Below are 22,109 nucleotides of genomic sequence, written 5' to 3'. Positions count from 1 at the left end.
CCCGGGAGGTCCCGACTCGTGGTCGGGGCCTGCCGGGCCGGTTTCACCGGGAAGGTCAGCCCATGTGCGGGTAGCCGTACTCGGTCGGCGGGACCAGGGTCTCCTTGATGGCGCGGGTCAGGGTCCAGCGCATCAGGTTCTGCGGGGCGCCGGCCTTGTCGTCGGTGCCGGAGACGCGGCCGCCGCCGAAGGGCTGCTGGCCGACGACGGCGCCGGTGGACTTGTCGTTGATGTAGAAGTTGCCCGCCGCGTAGCGGAGCTTCTCCATCGTGTACGCCGCCGCCGCGCGGTCGTTGGCGATGACCGAGCCGGTGAGGGCGTAGTCCGAGACGGACTCCATCTGGGTCAGCATCTCGTCGTACTTCTCGTCGTCGTAGACGTACACGCCGAGGATCGGGCCGAAGTACTCGGTGCGGAAGACCTCGTTCTCCGGGTCGGTGCACTCGATGACGGTCGGGCGGACGAAGTAGCCCACCGCGTCGTCGTAGGAGCCGCCCGCGACGATGGTGCAGGTGGGGTCCTCGGCGGCGCGGTCGATGGCGGCCTTGTTCTTGGCGAAGGAGCGCTCGTCGATGACCGCGCCGATGAAGTTCGACAGGTCGGTGACGTCACCCATGGTCAGGCCGTCGACCTCGGCCGCGAACTCCTCCTTGAAGCCGGAGTTCCAGAGGGAGGCCGGGATGTAGGCGCGCGAGGTGGCCGAGCACTTCTGGCCCTGGTACTCGAAGGCACCGCGGGTCAGGGCGGTCTTCAGCACGGCGCGGTCGGCGCTGGGGTGCGCGACGACGAAGTCCTTGCCGCCGGTCTCGCCGACCAGGCGCGGGTAGGCGCGGTACTTCTCGATGTTGTTGCCGACCGTCTTCCACAGGTACTGGAAGGTCTTGGTCGAGCCGGTGAAGTGGATGCCCGCGAGGTCGCGGTGCTCCAGGGCGACCTCGGAGACCGCGATGCCGTCGCCGGTGACCAGGTTGATGACGCCCTTGGGCAGCCCGGCCTCCTCCAGCAGCTTCATCAGCAGCACGGCGGCGTGGGTCTGCGTCGGGGACGGCTTCCAGACCACCACGTTGCCCATGAGGGCGGGCGCGGTGGGCAGGTTGGCGGCGATGGCCGAGAAGTTGAACGGCGTGATCGCGTAGACGAAGCCCTCCAGCGGGCGGTGGTCCATGCGGTTCCACACGCCCGGGGAGTTGGCCGGGGGCTGCTCGGCCAGGATCTGGCGGGCGTAGTGCACGTTGAAGCGCCAGAAGTCGACGAGCTCGCAGGGGCTGTCGATCTCGGCCTGCTGGGCGGTCTTGGACTGGCCCAGCATGGTGGAGGCGGCGATGGTCTCGCGCCAGGGGCCCGCCAGCAGCTCGGCGGCGCGCAGGATGATCGCGGCGCGGTCGTCGAAGGACATCGCGCGCCAGGCCGGGGCGGCGGCCAGGGCGGCGTCGATCGCGTCCTGGGCGTCCTGCTTGGTGGCGTTGCGCAGGGTGCCGAGGACGGCCTTGTGGTTGTGCGGCTGGACGACCTGGAACGGCTCGCCGCCGCCCATCCGCTTCTCGCCGCCGATGGTCATCGGCAGGTCGACCGGGTTCTCGGCCAGCTCCTTGAGCTTGGCCTCCAGGCGGGCGCGCTCGGGCGAGCCGGGGGCGTAGCCGTGCACCGGCTCGTTGACGGGGGCGGGGACCTGGGTCACAGCGTCCATGTGATCCGTTACTCCTTGGTGTGAGCGGGTGGTGGGGGGCTCGGCCGAGCGGGTGTGGGGGTTCAGCCCGTGCTGACCATCGAGCGCAGGAAGAAGCGCAGGTTCGCCGGCTTCTCCGCCAGACGGCGCATGAAGTAGCCGTACCAGTCGGTGCCGTAGGCGGTGTAGACACGCATCCGGTGGCCCTCGGCGGCGAGCCGCAGGTGCTCCTCGCTCCGGATGCCGTAGAGCATCTGGAACTCGTACTCGTCGAGCTTACGGCCGGCGCGGTGGGCGAGTTCCTGCGCGATGGCGATGAGGCGCGGGTCGTGGGACCCGATCATCGGGTAGCCCTCGCCCTCCATCAGGATCCGCAGGACGCGCACGTACGCCTTGTCGATCTCGTGCTTCTGCTGGTAGGCGACCTCGGCGGGCTCCTTGTAGGCGCCCTTCACCAGGCGCACCCGGCTGCCCGCGGCGGCCAGGCGGCGGGCGTCGGCCTCGGTGCGGAAGAGGTACGCCTGGATGACGCAGCCGGTCTGCGGGAAGTCCTTCCGCAGCTCCTCGTGGATGGCGAACATCGAGTCGAGGGTGGTGTGGTCCTCGGCGTCCAGCGTCACCGTCGTACCGATGGCGGCGGCCGCCTCGACGACGGGGCGGACGTTGCCGAGGGCCAGCTCGTGGCCGCCGTCCAGCGCTTGGCCGAACATGGAGAGCTTGACGCTCATCTCGACCTTCTCGCCCAGGTTCAGGAGCGCGAGGCGGTCGATCAGCGCGAGGTAGGCGTCGCGGGCGGCGTAGGCCTGCTCGGGGGTGGTGATGTCCTCGCCGACGACATCCATCGTCAGCTGGAGGCCCCGGCCGGTCAGGTCCTCGATGATCGGGACGATGTCGTCCACGCTCTCGCCGGGGATGAAGCGGTCCACGACCTGCTTCGTCACGGGCGCCGCCGTGACGAGACGGCGCATCCGGTCGCTGCGCGACGCGGCGAGAATCACAGGACCCAGCACGGGGCACCTCCAACAGCACAAGCACCAAGCCGGCCGTCGGCCGACGATGCGGCAACGGCGCGGAGAACCACCGTGAAACCTAAGGATCTCTCCGATGGTCGGCCATCGACAGCTGTCACGCATCCGTTCCCCTGATCTCAGACAGATGTATGAAGGCCCCTCGGATATGCGGCAGAATGCCCGGGTGGCGGCGGATACCGGATCGTTTCACCGAGGCGACTACCAGGAGCTGGTGGACGAGATCTCGGAGCTGCTCGACGCCCCGGCGACCCTGGAGAGCCGGGATTTCGAGCTGATCGCCTTCGGGGCGTACGACAGCGAGGGCGACCTCGATCCCCTGGCCCTGGACCCGGTGCGGGCCCGCTCGATCCTGACCCGGCGTTCGACGGCGGCGGTGCGGACGTGGTTCGAGGGCTTCGGCATCACCCGCGCGACGGTGCCGGTGCGCATCCCGCCCACTCCGGAGGCCGGGGTGTACCGGGGAAGGATCTGTCTCCCGGTACGCCATCGGGGTGTCGTCCTCGGTTACGTCTGGCTGCTGGACGACGATCCGGGCCCGACCGACGCCCAGCTCGCCGCCGCCATGCAGGTGACGGGCCGGATCGGCGCGCTCCTCGCGGACGAGGCGCGGGCCGGGGCGGGGCTCGGCCGGGAGCTGCGGGCGGTGCTGACCGCCGAGGAGGGCTGGCAGCGGGACATGGCGGTGACCGAGCTGCGCACCGCGCTCGGCCCGCGCGCGGACGGCCCGCACACCGTGGTCTGTGTGGCCCCCTGGCCCTCGGCCGACCCGGACGACGCCCCCTCGGTGCGTACGGTCCCGCACGCCACCGCGCTGTGCACGGTGCCCTGGGGGCCGACCGGGCAGAGCCTGGCGGTGCTGGTGCGGCTGCGCGGTACGGACGCGACGGCGCCGGCGCTGACGGCGGCGGCGCGGCTGGTGCAGGAGGCGGCGGCCGGGGACCCCTCCGGCGGCCGGGCGGGGGCCGACGGCCGGGCCGGGACCGGTGTCCGGACGGGGACCGGTGTCCCGGTCGGGGCCGGTGTCCGGGCCGGAGCCGGTGTCCGGGTCGGGGCCGGGATCGGCGATCCCCGGACCGGGCTCGCGGAACTGGGGACCGTGTGGCGGGAGGCGTCGGCGGCGGCGCGGGCCGCGCTGGCCGAGCCGAGGTTCGGGCCGGTCGCCCAGTGGCGCGGGATCGGGCCGTACCGGCTGCTGACCGCGCTGCCGCCGGGCGCGGTCCAGGACCCGGTGGTCCTGCCCCTCCTCTCCCCCGCCCAGCACGAACTGGCCCGCACCGCCGAGGTCTACCTCGACTGCGCGGGCCAGGCGGGCCGGGCCGCCGCCGAACTGGGCATCCACCGCCAGACGCTGTACTACCGCCTCTCCCGCGTGGAGCGCCTGACCGGTCTCGACCTGGACGACGGCGAGGACCGGCTGCTGCTGCACATGGCGCTGAAGCGGGCGCGGCTGGGCTGAGGGGTCAGCTCTTCCGGGCCGCCGCGACGATCTGGCGCAGCCCCTCGGTGAGGCGGTCGGCGGTGGGCGCGGACTTCGGGTCGAAGGACCACTGCGCGATGAGGCCGGTCATGAGGGTCACGTAGAACACGCCGAGGGTGTCCGCCGTCTCGTCCGTGACGTCCTCCTCGCGGCCGCCCATGAGCAGCGGGACGAGTCCGCGCCCCGCCTCCCGCTGGGCGGCGGCGAGATGGTCGCGGACCTCGGGCATCTGGTCGCCCATGGTCACGACCTCCATGCTGAGCCGCCAGATCGAACCCGGTTCGCGCATGGTGCCGATGATGTTCGACCACACCTCCTCGAACCGCTCGGTGGAGCCGGGAGGCGTGGCGCTCTCGCCGGCCGTCTCCCCCTCGAACGTGTCGCCCATCGCCTCGACGAGGGAGACGTACGCCCGCGCCAGCAGCGCGTCCTTCGAGCCGTAGTGGTAGCCGATGGAGGCCAGGTTGGTGCCGGACTCCTTCACGATGTCGCGCGCGGTGGTCCGGGCGAACCCCTTGGCCAGCAGGCAGCGCTTGGCGCCTTCGAGCAGATCCTCACGGTGTCCCATGCCGGCCAGCGTACCCCGGTCCATACAAGCGTCCTAGACGCATGACTTATACAGTCGTTCTAGACAAGCGTTTAAGACGCGCGTACATTCCTCGGCATGGTGAATCCGACGAGCACCACCCCAACCCCCTTCCAGGACAAGCCCGTTCGCGCCGGACGCCGCGAATGGACCGCGCTGGGCGTGCTGATGCTGCCGCTGCTGCTGGTCTCGATGGACGTCTCGGTGCTGTACTTCGCGACGCCCGCGATCAGCGCCGACCTCCACCCGAGCGGCACCCAGCAGCTGTGGATCTTCGACGTCTACGGCTTCGTCCTGGCCGGGCTGCTGATGACGATGGGCGCGCTCGGCGACCGCTTCGGCAGCCGCCGGCTGCTACTCACGGGGGCCGCGGCCTTCGGCGCCGCCTCCGTCCTCGCCGCGTACGCCGACAGCGCGGCGACCCTGATCGCGGCCCGCGCGGTGCTCGGCGTCGGCGGCGCGACCCTGATGCCCTCGACCATGGCGCTGCTGCGCACGATGTTCACCGACCCCGGCGAGCGGGCGAAGGCGATCGGGCTGTGGTCGGGCGTGATGACCGGCGGTATCGCGCTGGGCTCGGTGATGAGCGGGGTCCTGGTGGAGCACTTCTGGTGGGGCTCGGTGTTCCTGGTCAACCTGCCCGCGATGCTCCTGCTGCTGGTGCTCGGCCCGGTCCTGCTGCCCGAGTCGCGGAAGACGGCCACCGGCCGCTTCGACTGGCCGAGCGTGCCGCTGTCCCTGGCCGCCGTACTGCCGGTCGTCTACGGCCTGAAGGAGATCCCCTCCGAGGGCTGGCACCCGCTGTACGTCGTCTCGGTGACGGTCGGTCTGCTCTTCACCGCGCTCTTCGTCCACCGCCAGCGCACGGCCGCCGCACCGCTGGTGCCGCTCGAACTGCTGCGGCGGCGGGGCTTCACCCCGGCCGTGGTGCTGACGCTGCTGTCCGCGTTCGGGATGCTGGGCTCGGCCATCTACACCACGCAGTACATCCAGTCGGTGCTCGGCAAGAGCCCGCTGTCGGCGGCGCTGTGGAGCCTGCTGCCCTCGGTGCTCATCGGGGTGGCCGGGCCGGTGACCGCCGCGCTGGTCGCCCGGGGCGCGGACCGGGGCCGGGTGGTCGCCGCCGGGTTCGCGGTCTCCGCCGCCGGCTACGTCCTGCTCGCGCTCGTCGGCACCGACTCGCTGTGGCTGGTGCTGGCCGGGGCCGGGGTGCTGGCGTCGGGCGCGGTGATGGTGATGTCGCAGCTGACGGACCTGGCGATGGGCACCGCCCCGGCGGAGCGGGCGGGTACGGCGTCCTCGCTGCTGGAGACGGCCACGGAACTGGGCGGGGCGCTCGGGATGGCGTTCCTGGGCTCGGTCGGCGCCGCCGTGTACCGGCACGGGATGCCCTCGGACGCGCCCGGTCCGGCCCGCGAGACCCTGGGCGGCGCGCTGGCCGGCGCCGCCCGGCTGCCGGGCCGTACCGGCGAGGCGCTGCTGGCCTCGGCGCGCGAGGCGTTCACGAACGGGATGCAGGCGGCGGCGGTCACCGGGGCGGTGGTGCTGGCGCTGGCCGCGATCGGGGCGGCGGTGACGCTGCGCGGGCTGGGCAGGGAGGAGCCGGGGACGGAGCGGACCGCTGCGGAGCGGCGGACCGGCGTGGAGCAGCTCGACCCCCAGTAGCCCAGGCAGCCCAGGCAGCCCAGGCAGCCCAGGGGGAAACGCCGGAGCGCCGGGCGGGACCGATCGTCGGTCCCGCCCGGCGCTCCGGTGTGACTCAGACCAGGTTCACCGACCGGGCGGACGTCGCCCCGATCTCCTCGGCCAGCTCGGTCAGGGTGACCGGCGAGACCGTGTCGTCCACGGTCAGCACGGCCAGTGCCTCGCCGCCGGCCGCCGCGCGGGCGACCTGCATACCGGCGATGTTGACGCCCGCCTCGCCGAGGACCCGGCCGACGGTGCCGACGACACCGGGACGGTCCTCGTAGCGCAGGACGACCATGTGCTCGGCGAGCGCGAGGTCGACGTCGTACTCCCCGACGGCGACGATCTTCTGGACGTGCTTGGGGCCGGCCAGCGTGCCGGAGACCGAGACCTCCTCGCCGCCCGCGAGGGTGCCGCGCACGGTGACCACGTTGCGGTGGTCGGCGGACTCGGAGCTGGTGGTCAGGCGGACCTCGACCCCGCGCTCCTGGGCGAACAGCGGGGCGTTGACGTAGGAGACCGTCTCGTCCACCACGTCCTCGAACACGCCCTTGAGCGCGGAGAGTTCGAGCACCTTCACATCGTGCTGGGTGATCTCGCCGTACACCTCGACGTCGAGGCGGACCGCGACCTCGCCCGCCAGCGCGGTGAAGATGCGGCCGAGGCGCTCGGCGAGCGGCAGACCGGGCTTGACGTCCTCGGCGATGACACCGCCCTGGACGTTCACCGCGTCCGGGACCAGCTCACCGGCGAGCGCCAGGCGCACCGAGCGGGCCACCGCGATGCCCGCCTTCTCCTGGGCCTCGTCGGTGGAGGCGCCCAGGTGCGGGGTGCAGACGACCTGGTCCAGCTCGAAGAGCGGGGAGTCGGTGCACGGCTCCTTCGTGTACACGTCGAGACCGGCGCCCGCGACGCGGCCCTCCTTGAGCGCCGCGTACAGCGCGGCCTCGTCCACGATGCCGCCGCGCGCGGCGTTGACGATCCGCACGCTCGGCTTGACCTTGCGCAGCGCCTCGTCGCCGATCAGGCCGAGGGTCTCGGGGGTCTTCGGCAGGTGGACGGTGATGAAGTCGGAGACCTCGAGCAGCTCGTCCAGGGACAGCACCTTGACGCCCATCTGGGCGGCCCGCGCGGGCTGCACGTAGGGGTCGTAGGCGACGACCTTCATGCCGAAGGCGGACATCCGCTGGGCGACCAGGGCGCCGATGCGGCCGAGGCCGACGACGCCGAGGGTCTTCTCGGCCAGCTCGACGCCGGTGTACTTGCTGCGCTTCCACTCGCCGTTCTTCAGCGCGGTGTTGGCCTGCGGGATGTTGCGCGCGCTGGCGAGGAGGAGGCCGCAGGCCAGCTCGGCGGCGGTGACGATGTTGGAGGTGGGGGCGTTGACGACCATCACGCCGGCCTTGGTGGCGGCGGAGACGTCGACGTTGTCCAGGCCGACGCCGGCTCGTGCGACGACCTTCAGCTTCTTGGCGGCGGCGATCGCCTCGGCGTCGACCTTCGTCGCGGAACGGATCAGGATCGCGTCCACGTCGGCGATGGCGGGCAGCAGCTCGGCCCGGTCGGCTCCGTTGCAGTGCCGGATCTCGAAGTCCGGTCCGAGTGCGTCGACGGTCGCGGGCGACAGCTCTTCAGCGATGAGTACGACGGGTTTCGAGCTCACGTGAGTCCTCACAAGTCCAATGCGGACGGCCGTCCCGACGGCCGCTGGCGGTGGAGGGGTGCTAGCCGCGTGGAAGACGCACGACACTGTGGGCCTGACGCGTATGTAGTGCTGCAGTGTAGTGGCGCGAGGGCCGCCCGAACGTGCCACTGCGGAAGGATCACCCGGACGGGAAGCGCCGCTTTGTACGGGGCGCCCGCACGGCTCGGTGCGGGGCCCTCGCGCGGGCCCCGCGGCCGTGCTCCCCGGTCACCGGAGGGCGCGGCCGCGGGGCGCGGGGCTCACGCCTCTTCGTCGACCCAGGACATCAGCTTGCGCAGCTGCTTGCCGGTGGTCTCCAGCAGGTGCTCGGAGTCCTGCTTCTTGTACTCGTCGTACTTCTTCAGGCCGCCGTGGTACTCGTCCATCCAGTTCTTGGCGAAGGTGCCGTCCTGGATCTCGGCGAGGACCTGCTTCATCTCGGCCTTGGTGGCGTCGGTGATGATGCGCGGGCCGGTGACGTAGTCGCCCCACTCGGCGGTCTCCGAGATGGACCAGCGCATCTTCTCCAGGCCGCCCTCGTACATGAGGTCGACGATCAGCTTCAGCTCGTGCAGACACTCGAAGTAGGCGATCTCCGGCTGGTAGCCGGCCTCGGTCAGGGTCTCGAAGCCCGCCTTGACCAGCGCGGCGGTGCCGCCGCACAGCACGGCCTGCTCGCCGAAGAGGTCGGTCTCGGTCTCCTCGGTGAAGGTCGTCTTGATGACGCCGGCGCGGGTGCCGCCGATGGCCTTGGCGTACGACAGGGCCAGCGCGAAGCCCTCACCGGAGGCGTCCTGCTCGACCGCGACGATGCAGGGGACGCCGCGCCCCTCCTCGTACTGACGGCGCACCAGGTGGCCCGGGCCCTTGGGGGCGACCATGCAGACGTCGACGCCCGCCGGGGGCTTGATGAAGCCGAAGCGGATGTTGAAGCCATGGCCGAAGAACAGCGCGTCGCCGTCCTTCAGGTGCGGGGCGATGGACTCCTCGTAGACCTGGGCCTGGATGGGGTCCGGGACCAGGATCATGATGACGTCGGCCTCTTCGGCGGCCTCGGCTGGGGTGACCACGCGCAGGCCCTGCTCCTCGGCCTTGGCGCGGGACTTGGAGCCCTCGGGCAGACCGACGCGGACGTCGACGCCCGAGTCCCGCAGCGACAGGGCGTGGGCGTGGCCCTGGCTGCCGTAGCCGATGACCGCGACCTTGCGGCCCTGGATGATGGACAGGTCTGCGTCGTCGTCGTAGAACAGCTCGGCCACTGGTTCTCTCCTTGATGTGCGGTGTGCGTCCCACCGTATTGCGGCGGGGTGACGGAAGGTCTGGGGGTCTCGGCATCCGGTCGCCGCGCCGGTGCGGCGGCGGCCGGGCCGGGGATCACGCCGAGCGGTCGAGGGCGCGCAGCGAGCGGTCGGTGATGGAGCGGGCGCCGCGTCCGATGGCGATCGTGCCGGACTGGACCAGCTCCTTGATGCCGAACGGCTCCAGCATCTTGAGCATGGCGGACAGCTTCTCGCCCGAGCCGGTGGCCTCGATGGTGACGGCCTCCGGGGAGACGTCGACGGTCTTGGCGCGGAAGAGCTGGACGATCTCCACAATCTGGGAGCGGGTCTCGTTGTCGGCGCGGACCTTCACCAGGACGAGTTCGCGCTGGACGGCCTGACCCGGCTCCAGCTCCACGATCTTGAGCACGTTGACGAGCTTGTTGAGCTGCTTGGTCACCTGCTCCAGGGGCAGGTCCTCGACGCCGACCACGATGGTGATGCGGGAGATGTCGGGGTGCTCGGTGACGCCCACCGCGAGCGAGTCGATGTTGAAGCCGCGGCGGGAGAAGAGGGCGGCGATGCGGGCGAGGATGCCCGGGGTGTTCTCCACCAGGACGGAGAGCGTGTGCTTGGACATGGTCGTTTTACGTCTCTCTCGCTCAGTCTCGCTCAGTCGTCCGCGCCGTCGCCGAAGTCGGGACGGACGTCACGGGCGGCCATGATCTCGTCGTTGGTGGTGCCGGCGGCGACCATCGGCCACACCATGGCGTCCTCGTGGACGATGAAGTCCACGACCACGGGGCGGTCGTTGATGGCGTTGGCCTCCTCGATGACCTTGTCCAGGTCCTCGGGGCGCTCGCAGCGCAGGCCCACGCAGCCCATGGCCTCGGACAGCTTCACGAAGTCCGGCACGCGGGTGCCCCTGGCCGCGGGGTTGACGTCGTCGGGGCCTGAGTGCAGGACGGTGTTGGAGTAACGCTGGTTGTAGAACAGGGTCTGCCACTGGCGGACCATGCCGAGGGCGCCGTTGTTGATGATGGCGACCTTGATCGGGATGTTGTTCAGCGCGCAGGTGGTCAGTTCCTGGTTGGTCATCTGGAAACAGCCGTCGCCGTCGATGGCCCAGACCGTGCGGCCGGGCTGTCCGGCCTTGGCGCCCATGGCGGCGGGGACCGCGTAGCCCATCGTCCCGGCGCCGCCGGAGTTGAGCCAGGTCGCGGGCTGCTCGTACTCGATGAAGTGGGCGGCCCACATCTGGTGCTGGCCGACGCCCGCCGCGAAGATCGTGTCGTCGGGGGCGAGCTGTCCGATGCGCTGGATGACGGCCTGCGGGGAGAGCGAGCCGTCGCCGGGGCGCTCGTAGCCGAGCGGGTAGGTCTCGCGCCAGCGGTTCAGATCGCGCCACCAGGCGGTGTAGTCGCCCTGGTTGCCCTCGCTGTGCGCCTTCTGCACGGCCTGCACCAGGTCGGCGAGCACCTCGCGGGCGTCGCCCACGATCGGGACGTCGGCCTCGCGGTTCTTGCCGATCTCGGCCGGGTCGATGTCGGCGTGCACGATCTTGGCGTACGGCGCGAAGCCGTCGAGCTTGCCGGTGACGCGGTCGTCGAAGCGGGCGCCGAGGGCGACGATCAGATCGGCCTTCTGCAGCGCGGTGACGGCGGTGACCGCACCGTGCATGCCCGGCATGCCCACGTGCAGCGGGTGGCTGTCGGGGAAGGCGCCGAGCGCCATCAGGGTGGTGGTGACGGGCGCGCCGGTCAGCTCGGCGAGGACCTTCAGCTCGGCGGTGGCGTGCGCCTTGAGGACGCCGCCGCCGACGTAGAGGACCGGGCGCTTGGCGGCGGTGATCAGCTTGGCGGCCTCGCGGATCTGCTTGGCGTGCGGCTTGGTCACCGGGCGGTAGCCGGGCAGGTCCATGACGGGCGGCCAGGAGAAGGTCGTCTTCGCCTGGAGGGCGTCCTTGGCGATGTCGACCAGGACCGGGCCGGGGCGGCCGGTGGAGGCGATGTGGAACGCCTGGGCGATCACCCGGGGGATGTCCTCGGCCTTGGTGACCAGGAAGTTGTGCTTGGTGACCGGCATCGTGATGCCGACGATGTCCGCCTCCTGGAAGGCGTCGGTGCCGATCGCCTTGGAGGCGACCTGGCCGGTGATCGCCACCAGCGGCACCGAGTCCATGTGCGCGTCGGCGATCGGCGTGACCAGGTTGGTGGCGCCCGGGCCCGAAGTGGCCATGCACACGCCGACCTTGCCGGTGGCCTGCGCATAGCCGGTGGCCGCGTGGCCCGCGCCCTGCTCGTGGCGGACCAGCACGTGCCGGACCCGGGTGGAATCCATCAGCGGGTCGTACGCCGGCAGGATCGCGCCGCCGGGGATGCCGAACACCGTGTCCGCGCCGACCTCCTCAAGTGAGCGCACGAGCGACTGGGCGCCCGTGACGTGCTCGACAGGGGCGGTGTGCTGCCCTCCGGATCGGGGCCGCGGCTGCGGATGGTGGGCCCCGGTGGCCTGCTCGGTCATCGGCATTCTCTTCTCGATGCTGAGGGTTTTTGCGAGGTTTGAGCGGAGCTGGAGCGCCGCACGAGGGGCACTCGTGCAACAAAAAACCCCTCGTGCCGGGATGGCAAGCGAGGGGAGCGCGTCGGTGAGGTCGCTGGGGGTTTCCGGTTCGTCCTCCGGTCGTCCCAGCTCAGCCGACGCGCTTTCCAAGTACGAGAATTCGGGTGCGCATGGCACTGACCCTCCCCCCGGCGCGCACCTACTGTCAAGTGGGTGGGACGGCCGTCTCATTATGTGAGCGCAATGTGGTGGTACCGCCGATCACCGTGGACATGCCCCCGGCGTACACCCCGGCACCCGCGCCCGCACCCGCTCCCCCGCTCCCGCCCGGCCCCGCGCCCTTGCCCGCGAGCACGGGCCGGCCCGGGGCGTGCGGCACCGGATAGCGCCCGGCGGCCAGCGCGCGGCGCAGCCGGTACTCGTCCACCGGCCCGGCGAAGGCCATGCCCTGGCCGTGTGTGCAGCCCATCGCGCGCAGGGCGACGACCTGTTCGGGCAGGTCGACCCCCTCGGCCACGGACTGGAGACCGAGGTCGCCCGCGATCTTCAGCAGCCCGCCGGTGATCTTGTGCAGCCGCGCGGACTCCACGACGCCCTCGACCAGGCCCCGGTCGAGCTTGAGGATGTCCACCGGGAGCCTGCGCAGCGCGGTGAAGGCGGCGCAGCCCCCGCCGAAGCCGTCCAGGGCGATCCGCACCCCGAGCCGGCTGAGGGCGGTCAGCCGGCGTTCCAGCTCGTCCAGGGAGAGCCGGGGGTCGGTGTCGGAGAGTTCGATCACGAGCGCCCCGGGCGGCAGGCCGTGCCGGGTCAGCAGGGCCTCGATGGTGCCGAGCGGGGGCAGCGAGCGGTCGAGAAGCCGCCGGGCGCTCATCCGGACCGCGACCGGGACGACCAGTCCCCCGGCGGCCCGCTCGGCGGCCTGCTCCACGGCCTCGCGGAGTATCCAGCGCTCCAGCTCGGCCGTCTTGTCGCCGTCGTCCGCGACCCGCAGGAACTCGGCGGGGGTGAACAGCACGCCCTGGGAGGAGCGCCAGCGCGCATGCGCGGAGACGGAGGCGATCCGGCCGTTCTCCAGGCAGACCACCGGCTGGTGCAGCAGCGCGAACTCGCCGTCGTGCAGCGCGGCGCGCAGCCGTCCGGCCAGCTCGGCCTTGCGGACGACGTCCTGCTGCATCTGCGGCCGGTACAGCTCCACCCGGCCCTTGCCGCCCGCCTTGGCGCGGTACATCGCGAGGTCCGCGTTGCGCAGCAGCTCGCCCGCGCCGAGTCCGGGCTCGGCGAAGGCGACGCCGATGGAGGCGTTGACGCGGACATCGTTGCCGTCGATCGGGTAGGGCTGGGAGAGGGTCACCCTGAGGCGGTCGGCGAGCTCCAGGATGTTGCGCTCCCGGGCGGCACGGTCGCGGGTGCCGTCGCCGGTGATCAGGGCGGCGAACTCGTCGCCGCCGAGCCGGGAGGCGGTGTCCGACTGGCGCACCGCCTCGTGCAGCCGGCGGGCGGCCTGGACGAGGAGCTGGTCCCCGGCCTGGTGCCCGATGGTGTCGTTGACGGCCTTGAAGCCGTCCAGGTCGATGAAGAGCACGGCGGTGCCGCGCAGGGCGGCGCCCCGGTCGCTGGCCCGGCGCCCGGACAGGGCCTGCTGGACGCGTCTGGTGAACAGGGCGCGGTTGGGCAGGTCGGTGAGCGGGTCGTGCTCGGCGTTGTGCTGCAACTGGGCCTGGAGCCGGACGCGTTCGGTCACGTCGCGGCTGTTGAAGATCAGGCCGCCGTGATGCCGGTTGACGGTGGACTCGACGTTGAGCCAGCCGCCGGTGCCGGAGCGGAAGCGGCACTCGATGCGGGTGGTGGGTTCGTCGGCGGGGCTGGCGGCGAGGAAGCGGCGCACCTCGTGCAGGACGCAGCCCAGGTCCTCGGGGTGGATGAGCTTGGCCAGCTCGGTGCCGACCAGTTCCTCGGCGGGGCGGCCGTAGACCCCGGCGGCGGCCGGGGAGACGTACCGCAGGATGCCGCTCGGCGCGGCGATCATGATGACGTCGCTGGAGCCCTGCACCAGGGAGCGGAAGTGGTTCTCCTTGTGGGCCAGTTCCTGGGCGAGGGTGATGTTGTCGAGCAGCATGATGCCCTGGCGGACGACGAGCGCGAGGACCACGGCGCCGGCGGTGATCAGCACGACGTGGTCGGGCCTGCGGCCGTTGAGCACGTTGTACAGGATGCCGAGCGTGCACACGGCGGCGGCGAGGTACGGGGTGAGCGCGGCGAGCGAGCCGGTGATGGGGCGGCCCGCCGGGTACCTGACCTGTTCGGTGTCCGGTGCGGGCGGGCAGCCGGAGCCTCCCGTGCGCGGTCCGGGGACGCGTTCGCGGAGCGTTCGGGGCGGCCCGTCGTGCGCGTGCTGCTTCGGGGCGGCCCAGGGGGCGTACGCGAGCAGCAGCGAGCCGGCGAACCAGCCCGCGTCGAGCAGCTGCCCCGAGTGGTAGTGGCTGTGCAGCAGCGGGGAGGTGAACAGCGCGTCGCACATCACCGTGAGGGCGAGGGCGCCGATCGCGGTGTTCACCGCCGTGCGGTTGCCCGGGCTGCGCCGGAAGTGCAGGGCGAGCACCATGCTGACCAGGACGATGTCGAGCAGCGGGTACGCCAGCGAGAGCGCGGTGTGCGCGACGCTCGGGCCGTCGAAGCGGGCGGCCTGGGCGAGGGCGAGGCTCCACGACAGGGTGAGCAGCGAGCCGCCGATCAGCCAGGCGTCCAGGGTGAGACAGATCCAGCCGGCCCGGTTGAGCGGGCGTTTGGCGAGGACCAGCAGGCCCACGATGGCGGGCGGCGCGAAGCAGAGGAAGAACAGGTCCGCGTAGCTCGGGCTGGGCACGTCGCCGCCGAGGACGACCTCGTACCACCCCCAGACCGCGTTGCCGAGGGCGGCCATCGCGGAGGAGAGCGCGAAGAGCAGCCAGGCGGGACGGAAGCGCACGCCGGGGCTGCGGGCGTAGAGGAAGCAGGAGACGGCGGCGGTGCCCGCGGCGGCGGCGAGGCCGAAGTCGCCCATGAACAGCGCGACTTGCTTGCTGCCCCAGTCCAGCGCCGCTCCGACGCCGTACGCCCCGCAGATCAGGGCGAGGACGAGCTGCTGGGCCAGGCGTGAGCCCTCGGCGGCGGGCGGGGCCGGCTTCGGGGCCTGGGGCGGCTCCGGCGCGCGCAGCGCCCCGTCGAGCGCGGTCGGTGTGAGCGAGGGGAGCGCGTTCACCGGGGCCTCCCGCTCCGTGCCGGTCCCCGGTCGGCGGGGGGACGGTGGACAGGCCTCCTGCGGGCGCCGGGCCTGTGGTGCGGGCCGGGCCGCGCGCTGTGATGCGAGCCGTGGTGCCTGTGATGGCTCGCGTGATGGCCGCGACCGCGCGCGGTCGTGCGCCAGGGTCGCCGCCGGCGGCTCCGCCGCGTCGGATCGTTCGTCCATAGGCCGTGCATCGCCCGTCGCCCCCCTCACCATTCCGAAGTGTCCATCCCCGGCGCCGAACGGTCGGCGGCGCTGCCCCTGTCGGGACGATACACCAGTATCGTCACTCAGGGACATAGCTTCTCTACTCTCCGTGACGACCAGCGGCGATGCGGGCACGGACCGCGCCCGAAGGGTCGCGGAGGGTGCCCGTGGCGGTCAACCGCCGGTGGTGTCGGGGCCGGTGGTGAGGATCACGTTGCGCAGCGGCTCGTGGTTCACGAAACGGCTCAATTGGTCCGCCACGAGCCGCTTGGCGCGCGGCAGGAAGGCGGAGGTGGGTCCGCCCACGTGCGGGCTGATGAGCACACCGGGCGCCTGCCACAGGGGGTGCGCCGGAGGCAGCGGCTCCGGGTCCGTGACGTCGAGGGCCGCGCCGATACGGCCGCTCTCCAGCTCCCTGAGCAGCGCCTCGGTGTCCACGACCGGGCCACGGGCGACGTTGACCAGCAGGGCACCGTCCTTCATGCGGGCGAGGAATCCGGCGTCGACCAGGCCCCGGGTGGTCTCGTTCAGGGGTGTGGCCAGGATGACGACGTCCGCTTCCGGGAGCAGCGCGGGCAGATCGGTGAGTGAGCGCACGGGACCGCGCACCGTGGTGCGCTCGGAGCGCGCGACGCGCGCCACCCGCGCGACCTCGAACGGTACGAGCCGGTCCTCGATGGCGGAGCCGATGGCGCCGTAGCCCACGATGAGGACGTTCTTGTCGGCGAGGGCGGGGTGGAACCCGCTCTGCCAGTGCCCCCGCTCCTGCGCCCGGACGAACTCCGGGATCCCGCGCAGCGAGGCGAGGGTCAGGGTGAGGGCGAGCTCGGCGGTGCTCGCCTCGTGCACGCCGCGGGCATTGCACAGCCGGACGCCGGGCACGATCGCGGAGAGGTGTGCGGTGATGTCGTCGACGCCGGCGGTGAGGGTCTGGACGACCCGGAGGCTGCGCATCGACTCCAGCGGGCGCACCTTGACCGGCTGGCGCTTCAGGTAGGGCACCACGTACACGACGCAGTCGGCGGGGTCGCCGGGGAACTCCCGCGTACCGTCCTCGCCGCCGTCCCAGAAGAGGAAGTTGAGCCCCTGCGGAAGGCCGTCGATCTCGCCGGGAGGAATGGGCAGCCATACGTCTGAGGTCATGATCGGGAGGCTATGTCAGGGGCGCGGGAGCGCGGAGGTTAGGTTGGGGGCCACGGTGAGGGAGGTTCGCGGGCAGGTGGAGCGCAGGACGATCGGCGCGGGGGTGCTCTCCGCCGGGGCCGTCGGGCTCGGGTGCATGCCGATGAGCTGGGCCTACACCGCCTCCCGACGGCGGGGCGAGGAGTCGCTCCGTACCGTGCACCGGGCGCTGGACCTGGGCGTGGACTTCCTGGACACCGCGGACATGTACGGCCCGTTCACCAACGAGCTGCTGCTCGGACGGGTGCTGAAGGAGCGGCGCGCGGACGCCTTCGTGGCGACCAAGGCGGGGCTGCTGGTGGGCGGCGACCGGCACGTCGTGGCCAACGGCCGCCCCGGCTATGTGAAACGCGCCTGCGACGCCTCGCTGCGCCGGCTCCAGACGGACGTGATCGACCTCTACCAGCTGCACCGCGCCGACCCCGAGGTCCCCGTCGAGGAGACCTGGGGCGCGATGTCCGAGCTGGTGCGGGCCGGGAAGGTACGGGCGCTCGGGCTGTGCGCGGTGGGCCCGCGCGGCACGCGCCGCTCCGGGGCCGGGCCGTACGCCACCGCGCTGGACCAGCTCCGGCGGGTGCAGCAGGTGTTCCCGGTGGCCTCGGTGCAGGCGGAGCTGTCGGTGTGGTCGCCCGAGGCGCTGCGGGCGCTGCTGCCGTGGTGCGAGGCGCGGGGCGTGGCCTTCCTCGCGGCGATGCCGCTGGGCAGCGGCTTCCTGACCGGCACGCTGACCCCGGGCCAGGGCTTCGAACCGGACGACGTACGCGCCCGGCATCCGCGCTTCACCGCCGAGATGATGGCGGCCCACCAGCCGGTCGTGGCCGATCTGCGCCGCGTCGCCCGCCGCCACGGCCCCGGTGTCACCCCGGCCCAGGTGGCTCTGGCCTGGGTCCTGGCGCAGGGGCGCCATGTGATCGCGCTGCCCGGCACCAAGCACGCCCACTGGGCGGAGGAGAACGCGGGGGCGGCGGGGCTGCGGCTGACGGCGGAGGATCTGGCGGAGCTGTCGGGGGCGCCGGGGGTGCGGGGGGCCTGGGACTGATCCCGGGCGGTGGGGGTCCGCCGGAGCCGGGGCGGGCACCGGGTGGGGGAACCTCCGGGTCCGGATGTGGGACTTCGGGAACGGGAGGGGTGGGACGGTACGTTTCCGTGTCGGACGGGTAGCTGTTCCACGGCCGTCGCTCCGAGAGGACCCTGATCGTGCGAAGCCGAATCCTGCCGGCGGTGCTGGCGACGACCGCGCTGCTGTTCGTGGCGGGCTGTTCCGGCGACGGCGCCGGGGGGTCCGACGGCGGGGTGTCCGACGGCGGGCGGAGCACCACGCCCGGCGGGGCCGCCTCGGCGACCGCGTCCCCGGCCGCTCCCGCCGCCAGGGGCTCCGTGAAGGTGCTGCGGACGGTGGCCGACGGGCTGCGCACCCCGTGGGGGCTCGCACCGCTGCCCGGGGGCGATCTGCTGGTGTCCTCCCGGGACGACGCCACGCTCACCCGAATCGACACGAGGACCGGCCGGAAGACGGAGCTGGGCCGGATCTCCGGAGTCTCCCCGGCCGGCGAGGGCGGCCTGCTGGGCATCGCCCTGTCCCCGGACTTCGCCTCGGACCGCATGGTCTACGCCTACTTCACCTCGGCCTCCGACAACCGCGTCGTCCGCGTGCGCTACGACGAGAACAAGCCGTCCGGTGAGCAACTGGGCGCCCCCGACACGGTGTTCAAGGGCATCCCCAAGGGCCGCATCCACAACGGCGGCCGCATCGCCTTCGGCCCGGACGGCATGCTCTACGCGGGCACCGGCGAGAGCGGCAGCGGCGACCTCGCCCAGGACCGCGCGTCGCTCGGCGGCAAGATCCTCCGTCTCTCCCCGGAGGGCGACCCGGCCCCGGGCAACCCCTTCCCGCACTCCCCCGTGTACTCCTACGGCCACCGCAATGTGCAGGGCCTCGCCTGGGACTCCCGACAGCGGCTCTTCGCCTCGGAGTTCGGCCAGGACACCTGGGACGAGCTGAACGCGATCACCCCGGGCGGCGACTACGGCTGGCCCGACGCCGAGGGCAAGTCCTCCGACAAGCGGTTCCGGAGCCCGCTGGCCCAGTGGCACACCGACCAGGCCTCCCCCAGCGGCATCGCCTACGCGAACGGCGTGATCTGGATGGCGGGGCTCCGGGGCGAACGCCTGTGGCGCGTCCCGCTGCACGGCACCACCGCCTCCGCACCGCCCCAGGCGTTCCTGGACGGCACGTACGGCCGGCTGCGCACGGTGGTCCCGGCGGGCGGCGACCGCCTCTGGCTGCTCACCAGCAACACCGACGGCCGCGGCGACCCGAAGAAGGGCGATGACCGGCTCCTCGAGTTGCGGGTGAGCTGACAGGGGCTCACCAAGACGCCCCCCCCTCAGGGCGCCGCCCGCTACCCCGCCACCAGCCGCTCCTCCCCCGGCGGGAACAGCTCCAGCCGGTGGGCCAGCGCGGCGGCCTCGCCCCGGCCCGACACCCCCAGCTTCGCCAGGATGTTGGAGACGTGCACGCTCGCCGTCTTCGGGGAGATGAACAGCTCCTCGGCTATCTGCCGGTTGGTGCGCCCGGCCGAGACCAGGCGGAGCACGTCCCGCTCCCGGCCGGTGAGGCCGAGGGCGGCGGCCGGGTCCGCGACGGCGAGGGGCTGTTTCGCGGCGCGGGCCAGGGTGAGGCGGGCGCGGCGGCCGAGCCGGGCCACCGCGTCGGCCAGCGGACGCGCGCCCAGATGGTCCGCGACCGCCGCGCTCAGCCGCAGCAGCTCCACCGCCCGCTCCCGCTCGTCCTCGCCGCCCTCGGCGAGCAGCGCCTCGGCCAGGCGGTACCGGACCCGGGCGAGGTCGTACGGCCGGTCCAGGCGCTCGAAGGCGCCGGCCACCGGCGACCAGACGGCGGCCGTGGCCCGGTCCTCGGCGCGCAGCAGCTCGGCGCGGGTCCACTCCTCGTACGCCCGCCAGAGCGGGACTCCGGTCGGCAGGGTGCGCACGGTCTCGCGGAGCAGGGCGAGCTGGGCGGCGCGGCCGGGCCCGGCGGCGGGCAGGGCGCGGATGCCGGCCTCGGCGGTGGCGGCGGCCCGCAGCAACGGCCAGGCGTGCCGGTGGGCGCCCGTCGGCACCCCGCGCTCCAGTGCCGCGCGCAGTTCGGCCCGGGCGTCCTCGAACCGGCCCTCCTCGACGGCGACCCCGAGGGCGACCCGGGCGAGGGGCAGCCACTGCTGGGGCATCGGGTCCTGGGTGCCGTAGCGCTCCTGGGCTGCGGCCAGTTTCCGGGCCGCCTCCGCGATGTCGCCCCGGGCCAGCGCGAAGCGGGCGAGGCTGAGGGTGCCGCCGCCCTGCGGCCGGGCGCTGGTGGCGGTGCGCAGGGCCCGCTCGGCGGCGTCGGCCGCCTCGTCCCAGCGGCCGAGCGCGTACAGCGTCTCGGCGAGGTTGCCCCACATCCATGCCTGGGGGTCGCACCGTCCGGAACGGCGGGCGAAGTCCAGCCCCTCGCGCAGCAGGGGTTCGGCCTCCCGCTGCCGTCCGAGGGCCAGCAGCACGGAGGGCAGGTTGATGTAGGCGCGGCGGGCCACCTCGGTCACGCCCTCCGCGAGCGCGTCCGCGCTGACCTGGCGCAGCTCCGCGAGCCCGGCCTCGATGCCGCCCGCGTCGATCATGAGGCTGCCGAGGGTGAGCCGGGCCTGGAGTTCGATCTCGCGGGCGCCGACCATGCGCGCGTACTCCACGGCCCGCTCGGCGGCGGCGAAGGCGTCCGGACCCGGCCGGTGCAGCATGGACCAGCCCGCGGCGAGGGCCAGCACCTCGGCGTGCACCTCGGAGGGCGGCAGCCCGCGCACCAGGTCCTGGGCGGTGGCCAGTTCGCGCCGGCCGTCGCCCCGGGCCAGCGCCTGGACCAGATGGGAGCGCTGCACCCAGAACCAGGCGGCGCGCAGGGTGTCGGGCTCGTCCTCCAGGAGCCGCAGCGCGCGTTTGCAGATCTTCAGCGCGCGTTCACGCTCGCCGCCGAAGCGTCCCGCGAGCACCGCCTCCGCGAGCAGATCGATATGGCCCAGCGGGCCGGGCGGGCCGTCCGGCTCCCCGGAGGGGTGCGCGGGGGCCGGGTAGACGTCCATGCAGTCGATGGGGCGCAGCGCCGCGCGGGTCTCGTCCGGCGCGTTGTCCCACAGGACCATCGCCCGCTCCAGCAGGCGCAGTTGCTCGGTGTAGGCGTGTCTGCGGCGGGCGACCACGGCGGCGTCGAGGACGGCGGGGAGCGCCCTGGCCGGGTCGTGGGCGTGGTACCAGTACCCCGCCAGGCGCAGCACCCGGGCGTCGGCCGGGACCAGCCCGGGATCGGTCTCCAGGGCTTCGGCGTAACGGCGGTTGAGCCGGGAGCGTTCGCCGGGCAGCAGGTCGTCGGCGACGGCCTCGCGGACCAGGGAGTGGCGGAAGCGGTAGCCGTCGCCGTCCGGGTCGGGGATGAGGATGTGGGCGCCGACGGCGGCGCGCAGGGCCTCGATGAGATCGTCCTCGGTGAGCCGGGCGACGGCGGCGATGAGCCGGTGCTCCACCGTCGAGCCGCCCTCGGCGACGATCCGGACGACCCGCTGGGCGCTCTCGGGCAGCGCCTCGACGCGGACCAGGAGCAGATCGCGCAGGGAGTCGGTGAGCCCCGTGCCGCAGCCCTCGCAGCCGGCCACGGCCAGTTCCTCCACGAAGAAGGCGTTGCCGTCGGAGCGTTCGAAGATGTCGTCGACCTGGCGGGGGTCGGGTTCGGCGGCGAGGATGCCGGCGATCTGGCGGCCGACCTCCTCATGGGTGAAGCGGGCGAGTTCGAGCCGGCACACGGTGCGCAGCCGGTCCAGTTCGGCCAGCAGGGGGCGCAGCGGATGGCGGCGGTGGATGTCGTCGGAACGGTAGGTGGCCAGGAGCAGGACGCGGCCGGTGCGCAAGGTGCGGAAGAGGTAGGCGAGGAGGTGGCGGGTGGCGGTGTCGGCCCAGTGCAGGTCCTCCAGGACGAGCACGACCGTTTGCTCGGCGGCGGTCCGCTCAAGCAGCCGCGCGGTCAGCTCGAACAGCCGGGCCGTGCCCTGCTCGTCCCGTCTGTCCGTGACCGCGCTCTCGCCCAGCTCGGGCAGCAGCCGGGCGAGTTCCTCCTCCTGTGCGCTCGCCGCGTCGGCGAACGGGCCGGGCAGGGCCGCGCGCAGGGTGCGCAGCGCGCCGGAGAAGGGGGCGAACGGCAGCCCGTCGGCGCCGATCTCCACGCAGCCGCCCCGCGCGACGACCGCGCCCCGGGCCGCCGCGAGGGCGCCGAACTCCTCGGTGAGACGGGTCTTGCCGACCCCCGCCTCGCCGCCGAGCAGCAGCGCCTGCGGCTCCCCCTCGGCGGCGCGGGCGAGCGCGTCTTTCAAGGTGCCCAACTCCTCGGCACGGCCGACGAACACGGGACTGACGGACCTGGTTTCCACGTGCCCGAGCATCGCACGGGACGGGGAGGAGACGGCGGGAGTTTTCCACAGGGCCGG

14 protein-coding genes are annotated in these 22,109 nt (G+C 72.8%); 4 read left to right on the top strand and 10 right to left on the bottom strand.

The window, feature by feature from the left end:
- Nucleotides 1-55 precede the first annotated feature (55 nt).
- Together pruA and AB0898_RS17215 are read right to left on the bottom strand one after the other, a co-directional pair.
- Nucleotides 56-1,687 carry an L-glutamate gamma-semialdehyde dehydrogenase gene (gene pruA, locus AB0898_RS17220; RefSeq protein ID WP_366803766.1) on the bottom strand — a complete coding sequence of 544 codons (1,632 nt, stop codon included), beginning with the start codon at nucleotides 1,685-1,687 and terminating at the stop codon, nucleotides 56-58.
- A gap of 62 nt (nucleotides 1,688-1,749) precedes the next feature.
- Complete coding sequence (locus tag AB0898_RS17215; protein ID WP_366803765.1) at nucleotides 1,750-2,676, bottom strand: proline dehydrogenase family protein; 927 nt, start codon at nucleotides 2,674-2,676, stop codon at nucleotides 1,750-1,752.
- Nucleotides 2,677-2,842: 166 nt separating this feature from the next.
- Here AB0898_RS17215 and AB0898_RS17210 point away from each other — a divergent pair, with 166 nt between their 5' ends.
- Entirely contained in the window at nucleotides 2,843-4,153 is a 1,311-nt protein-coding gene (locus AB0898_RS17210) for a helix-turn-helix domain-containing protein (protein WP_366803764.1), read from the top strand.
- 4 nt (nucleotides 4,154-4,157) lie between these two features.
- Here AB0898_RS17210 and AB0898_RS17205 read toward each other — a convergent pair whose 3' ends face one another.
- Nucleotides 4,158-4,742 (bottom strand): TetR/AcrR family transcriptional regulator, encoded by a 585-nt coding sequence (locus tag AB0898_RS17205; protein WP_366803763.1) that lies wholly within the window; start codon nucleotides 4,740-4,742, stop codon nucleotides 4,158-4,160.
- A 96-nt stretch (nucleotides 4,743-4,838) separates the two neighbouring features.
- On the opposite strand from AB0898_RS17205, the gene AB0898_RS17200 reads away from it, so the two are divergent.
- Nucleotides 4,839-6,425 carry an MFS transporter gene (locus tag AB0898_RS17200; RefSeq protein ID WP_366803762.1) on the top strand — a complete coding sequence of 529 codons (1,587 nt, stop codon included), beginning with the start codon at nucleotides 4,839-4,841 and terminating at the stop codon, nucleotides 6,423-6,425.
- A gap of 94 nt (nucleotides 6,426-6,519) precedes the next feature.
- On the opposite strand, the gene serA is transcribed toward AB0898_RS17200, so the two are convergent.
- The 6 genes from serA to AB0898_RS17170 all read right to left on the bottom strand — a co-directional run bounded on the left by serA (nucleotide 6,520) and on the right by AB0898_RS17170 (nucleotide 16,563).
- The gene (serA, locus tag AB0898_RS17195) at nucleotides 6,520-8,109 is read right to left on the bottom strand and encodes a phosphoglycerate dehydrogenase (protein ID WP_366803761.1); all 1,590 of its coding nucleotides are present in this window, start codon (nucleotides 8,107-8,109) and stop codon (nucleotides 6,520-6,522) included.
- A gap of 281 nt (nucleotides 8,110-8,390) precedes the next feature.
- Entirely contained in the window at nucleotides 8,391-9,389 is a 999-nt protein-coding gene (ilvC, locus tag AB0898_RS17190; protein WP_366803760.1) for a ketol-acid reductoisomerase, read from the bottom strand.
- A gap of 115 nt (nucleotides 9,390-9,504) precedes the next feature.
- On the bottom strand, nucleotides 9,505-10,029 hold the full coding sequence (gene ilvN, locus AB0898_RS17185) for an acetolactate synthase small subunit (protein ID WP_018544678.1): 525 nt from the start codon (nucleotides 10,027-10,029) through the stop codon (nucleotides 9,505-9,507).
- 32 nt (nucleotides 10,030-10,061) lie between these two features.
- Nucleotides 10,062-11,912, bottom strand: a complete 1,851-nt coding sequence (locus tag AB0898_RS17180; RefSeq protein ID WP_366803759.1) for an acetolactate synthase large subunit — start codon at nucleotides 11,910-11,912, stop codon at nucleotides 10,062-10,064.
- A gap of 244 nt (nucleotides 11,913-12,156) precedes the next feature.
- Entirely contained in the window at nucleotides 12,157-15,189 is a 3,033-nt protein-coding gene (locus AB0898_RS17175) for an EAL domain-containing protein (RefSeq protein ID WP_366803758.1), read from the bottom strand.
- Nucleotides 15,190-15,594: 405 nt separating this feature from the next.
- Nucleotides 15,595-16,563, bottom strand: coding sequence for a 2-hydroxyacid dehydrogenase (locus AB0898_RS17170; protein ID WP_366803757.1), 969 nt, complete (start codon nucleotides 16,561-16,563; stop codon nucleotides 15,595-15,597).
- Between the two features lie 76 nt (nucleotides 16,564-16,639).
- On the opposite strand from AB0898_RS17170, the gene AB0898_RS17165 reads away from it, so the two are divergent.
- Nucleotides 16,640-17,641 carry an aldo/keto reductase gene (locus tag AB0898_RS17165; RefSeq protein ID WP_366803756.1) on the top strand — a complete coding sequence of 334 codons (1,002 nt, stop codon included), beginning with the start codon at nucleotides 16,640-16,642 and terminating at the stop codon, nucleotides 17,639-17,641.
- 152 nt (nucleotides 17,642-17,793) lie between these two features.
- A complete protein-coding gene (locus AB0898_RS17160) occupies nucleotides 17,794-18,963 on the top strand; it encodes a PQQ-dependent sugar dehydrogenase (RefSeq protein WP_407078362.1) in 1,170 nt (389 codons plus the stop codon).
- 41 nt (nucleotides 18,964-19,004) lie between these two features.
- On the opposite strand, the gene AB0898_RS17155 is transcribed toward AB0898_RS17160, so the two are convergent.
- Nucleotides 19,005-22,064, bottom strand: coding sequence for an AAA family ATPase (locus AB0898_RS17155; protein ID WP_366803878.1), 3,060 nt, complete (start codon nucleotides 22,062-22,064; stop codon nucleotides 19,005-19,007).
- Nucleotides 22,065-22,109: the final 45 nt, after the last annotated feature.

This window comes from Streptomyces sp. NPDC005435 (assembly GCF_040703155.1).
Taxonomy (GTDB): domain Bacteria; phylum Actinomycetota; class Actinomycetes; order Streptomycetales; family Streptomycetaceae; genus Streptomyces.
The sequence above is the reverse complement of the archived record's forward strand: the minus strand, read 5'-3'. Positions and strand labels throughout refer to the sequence as shown.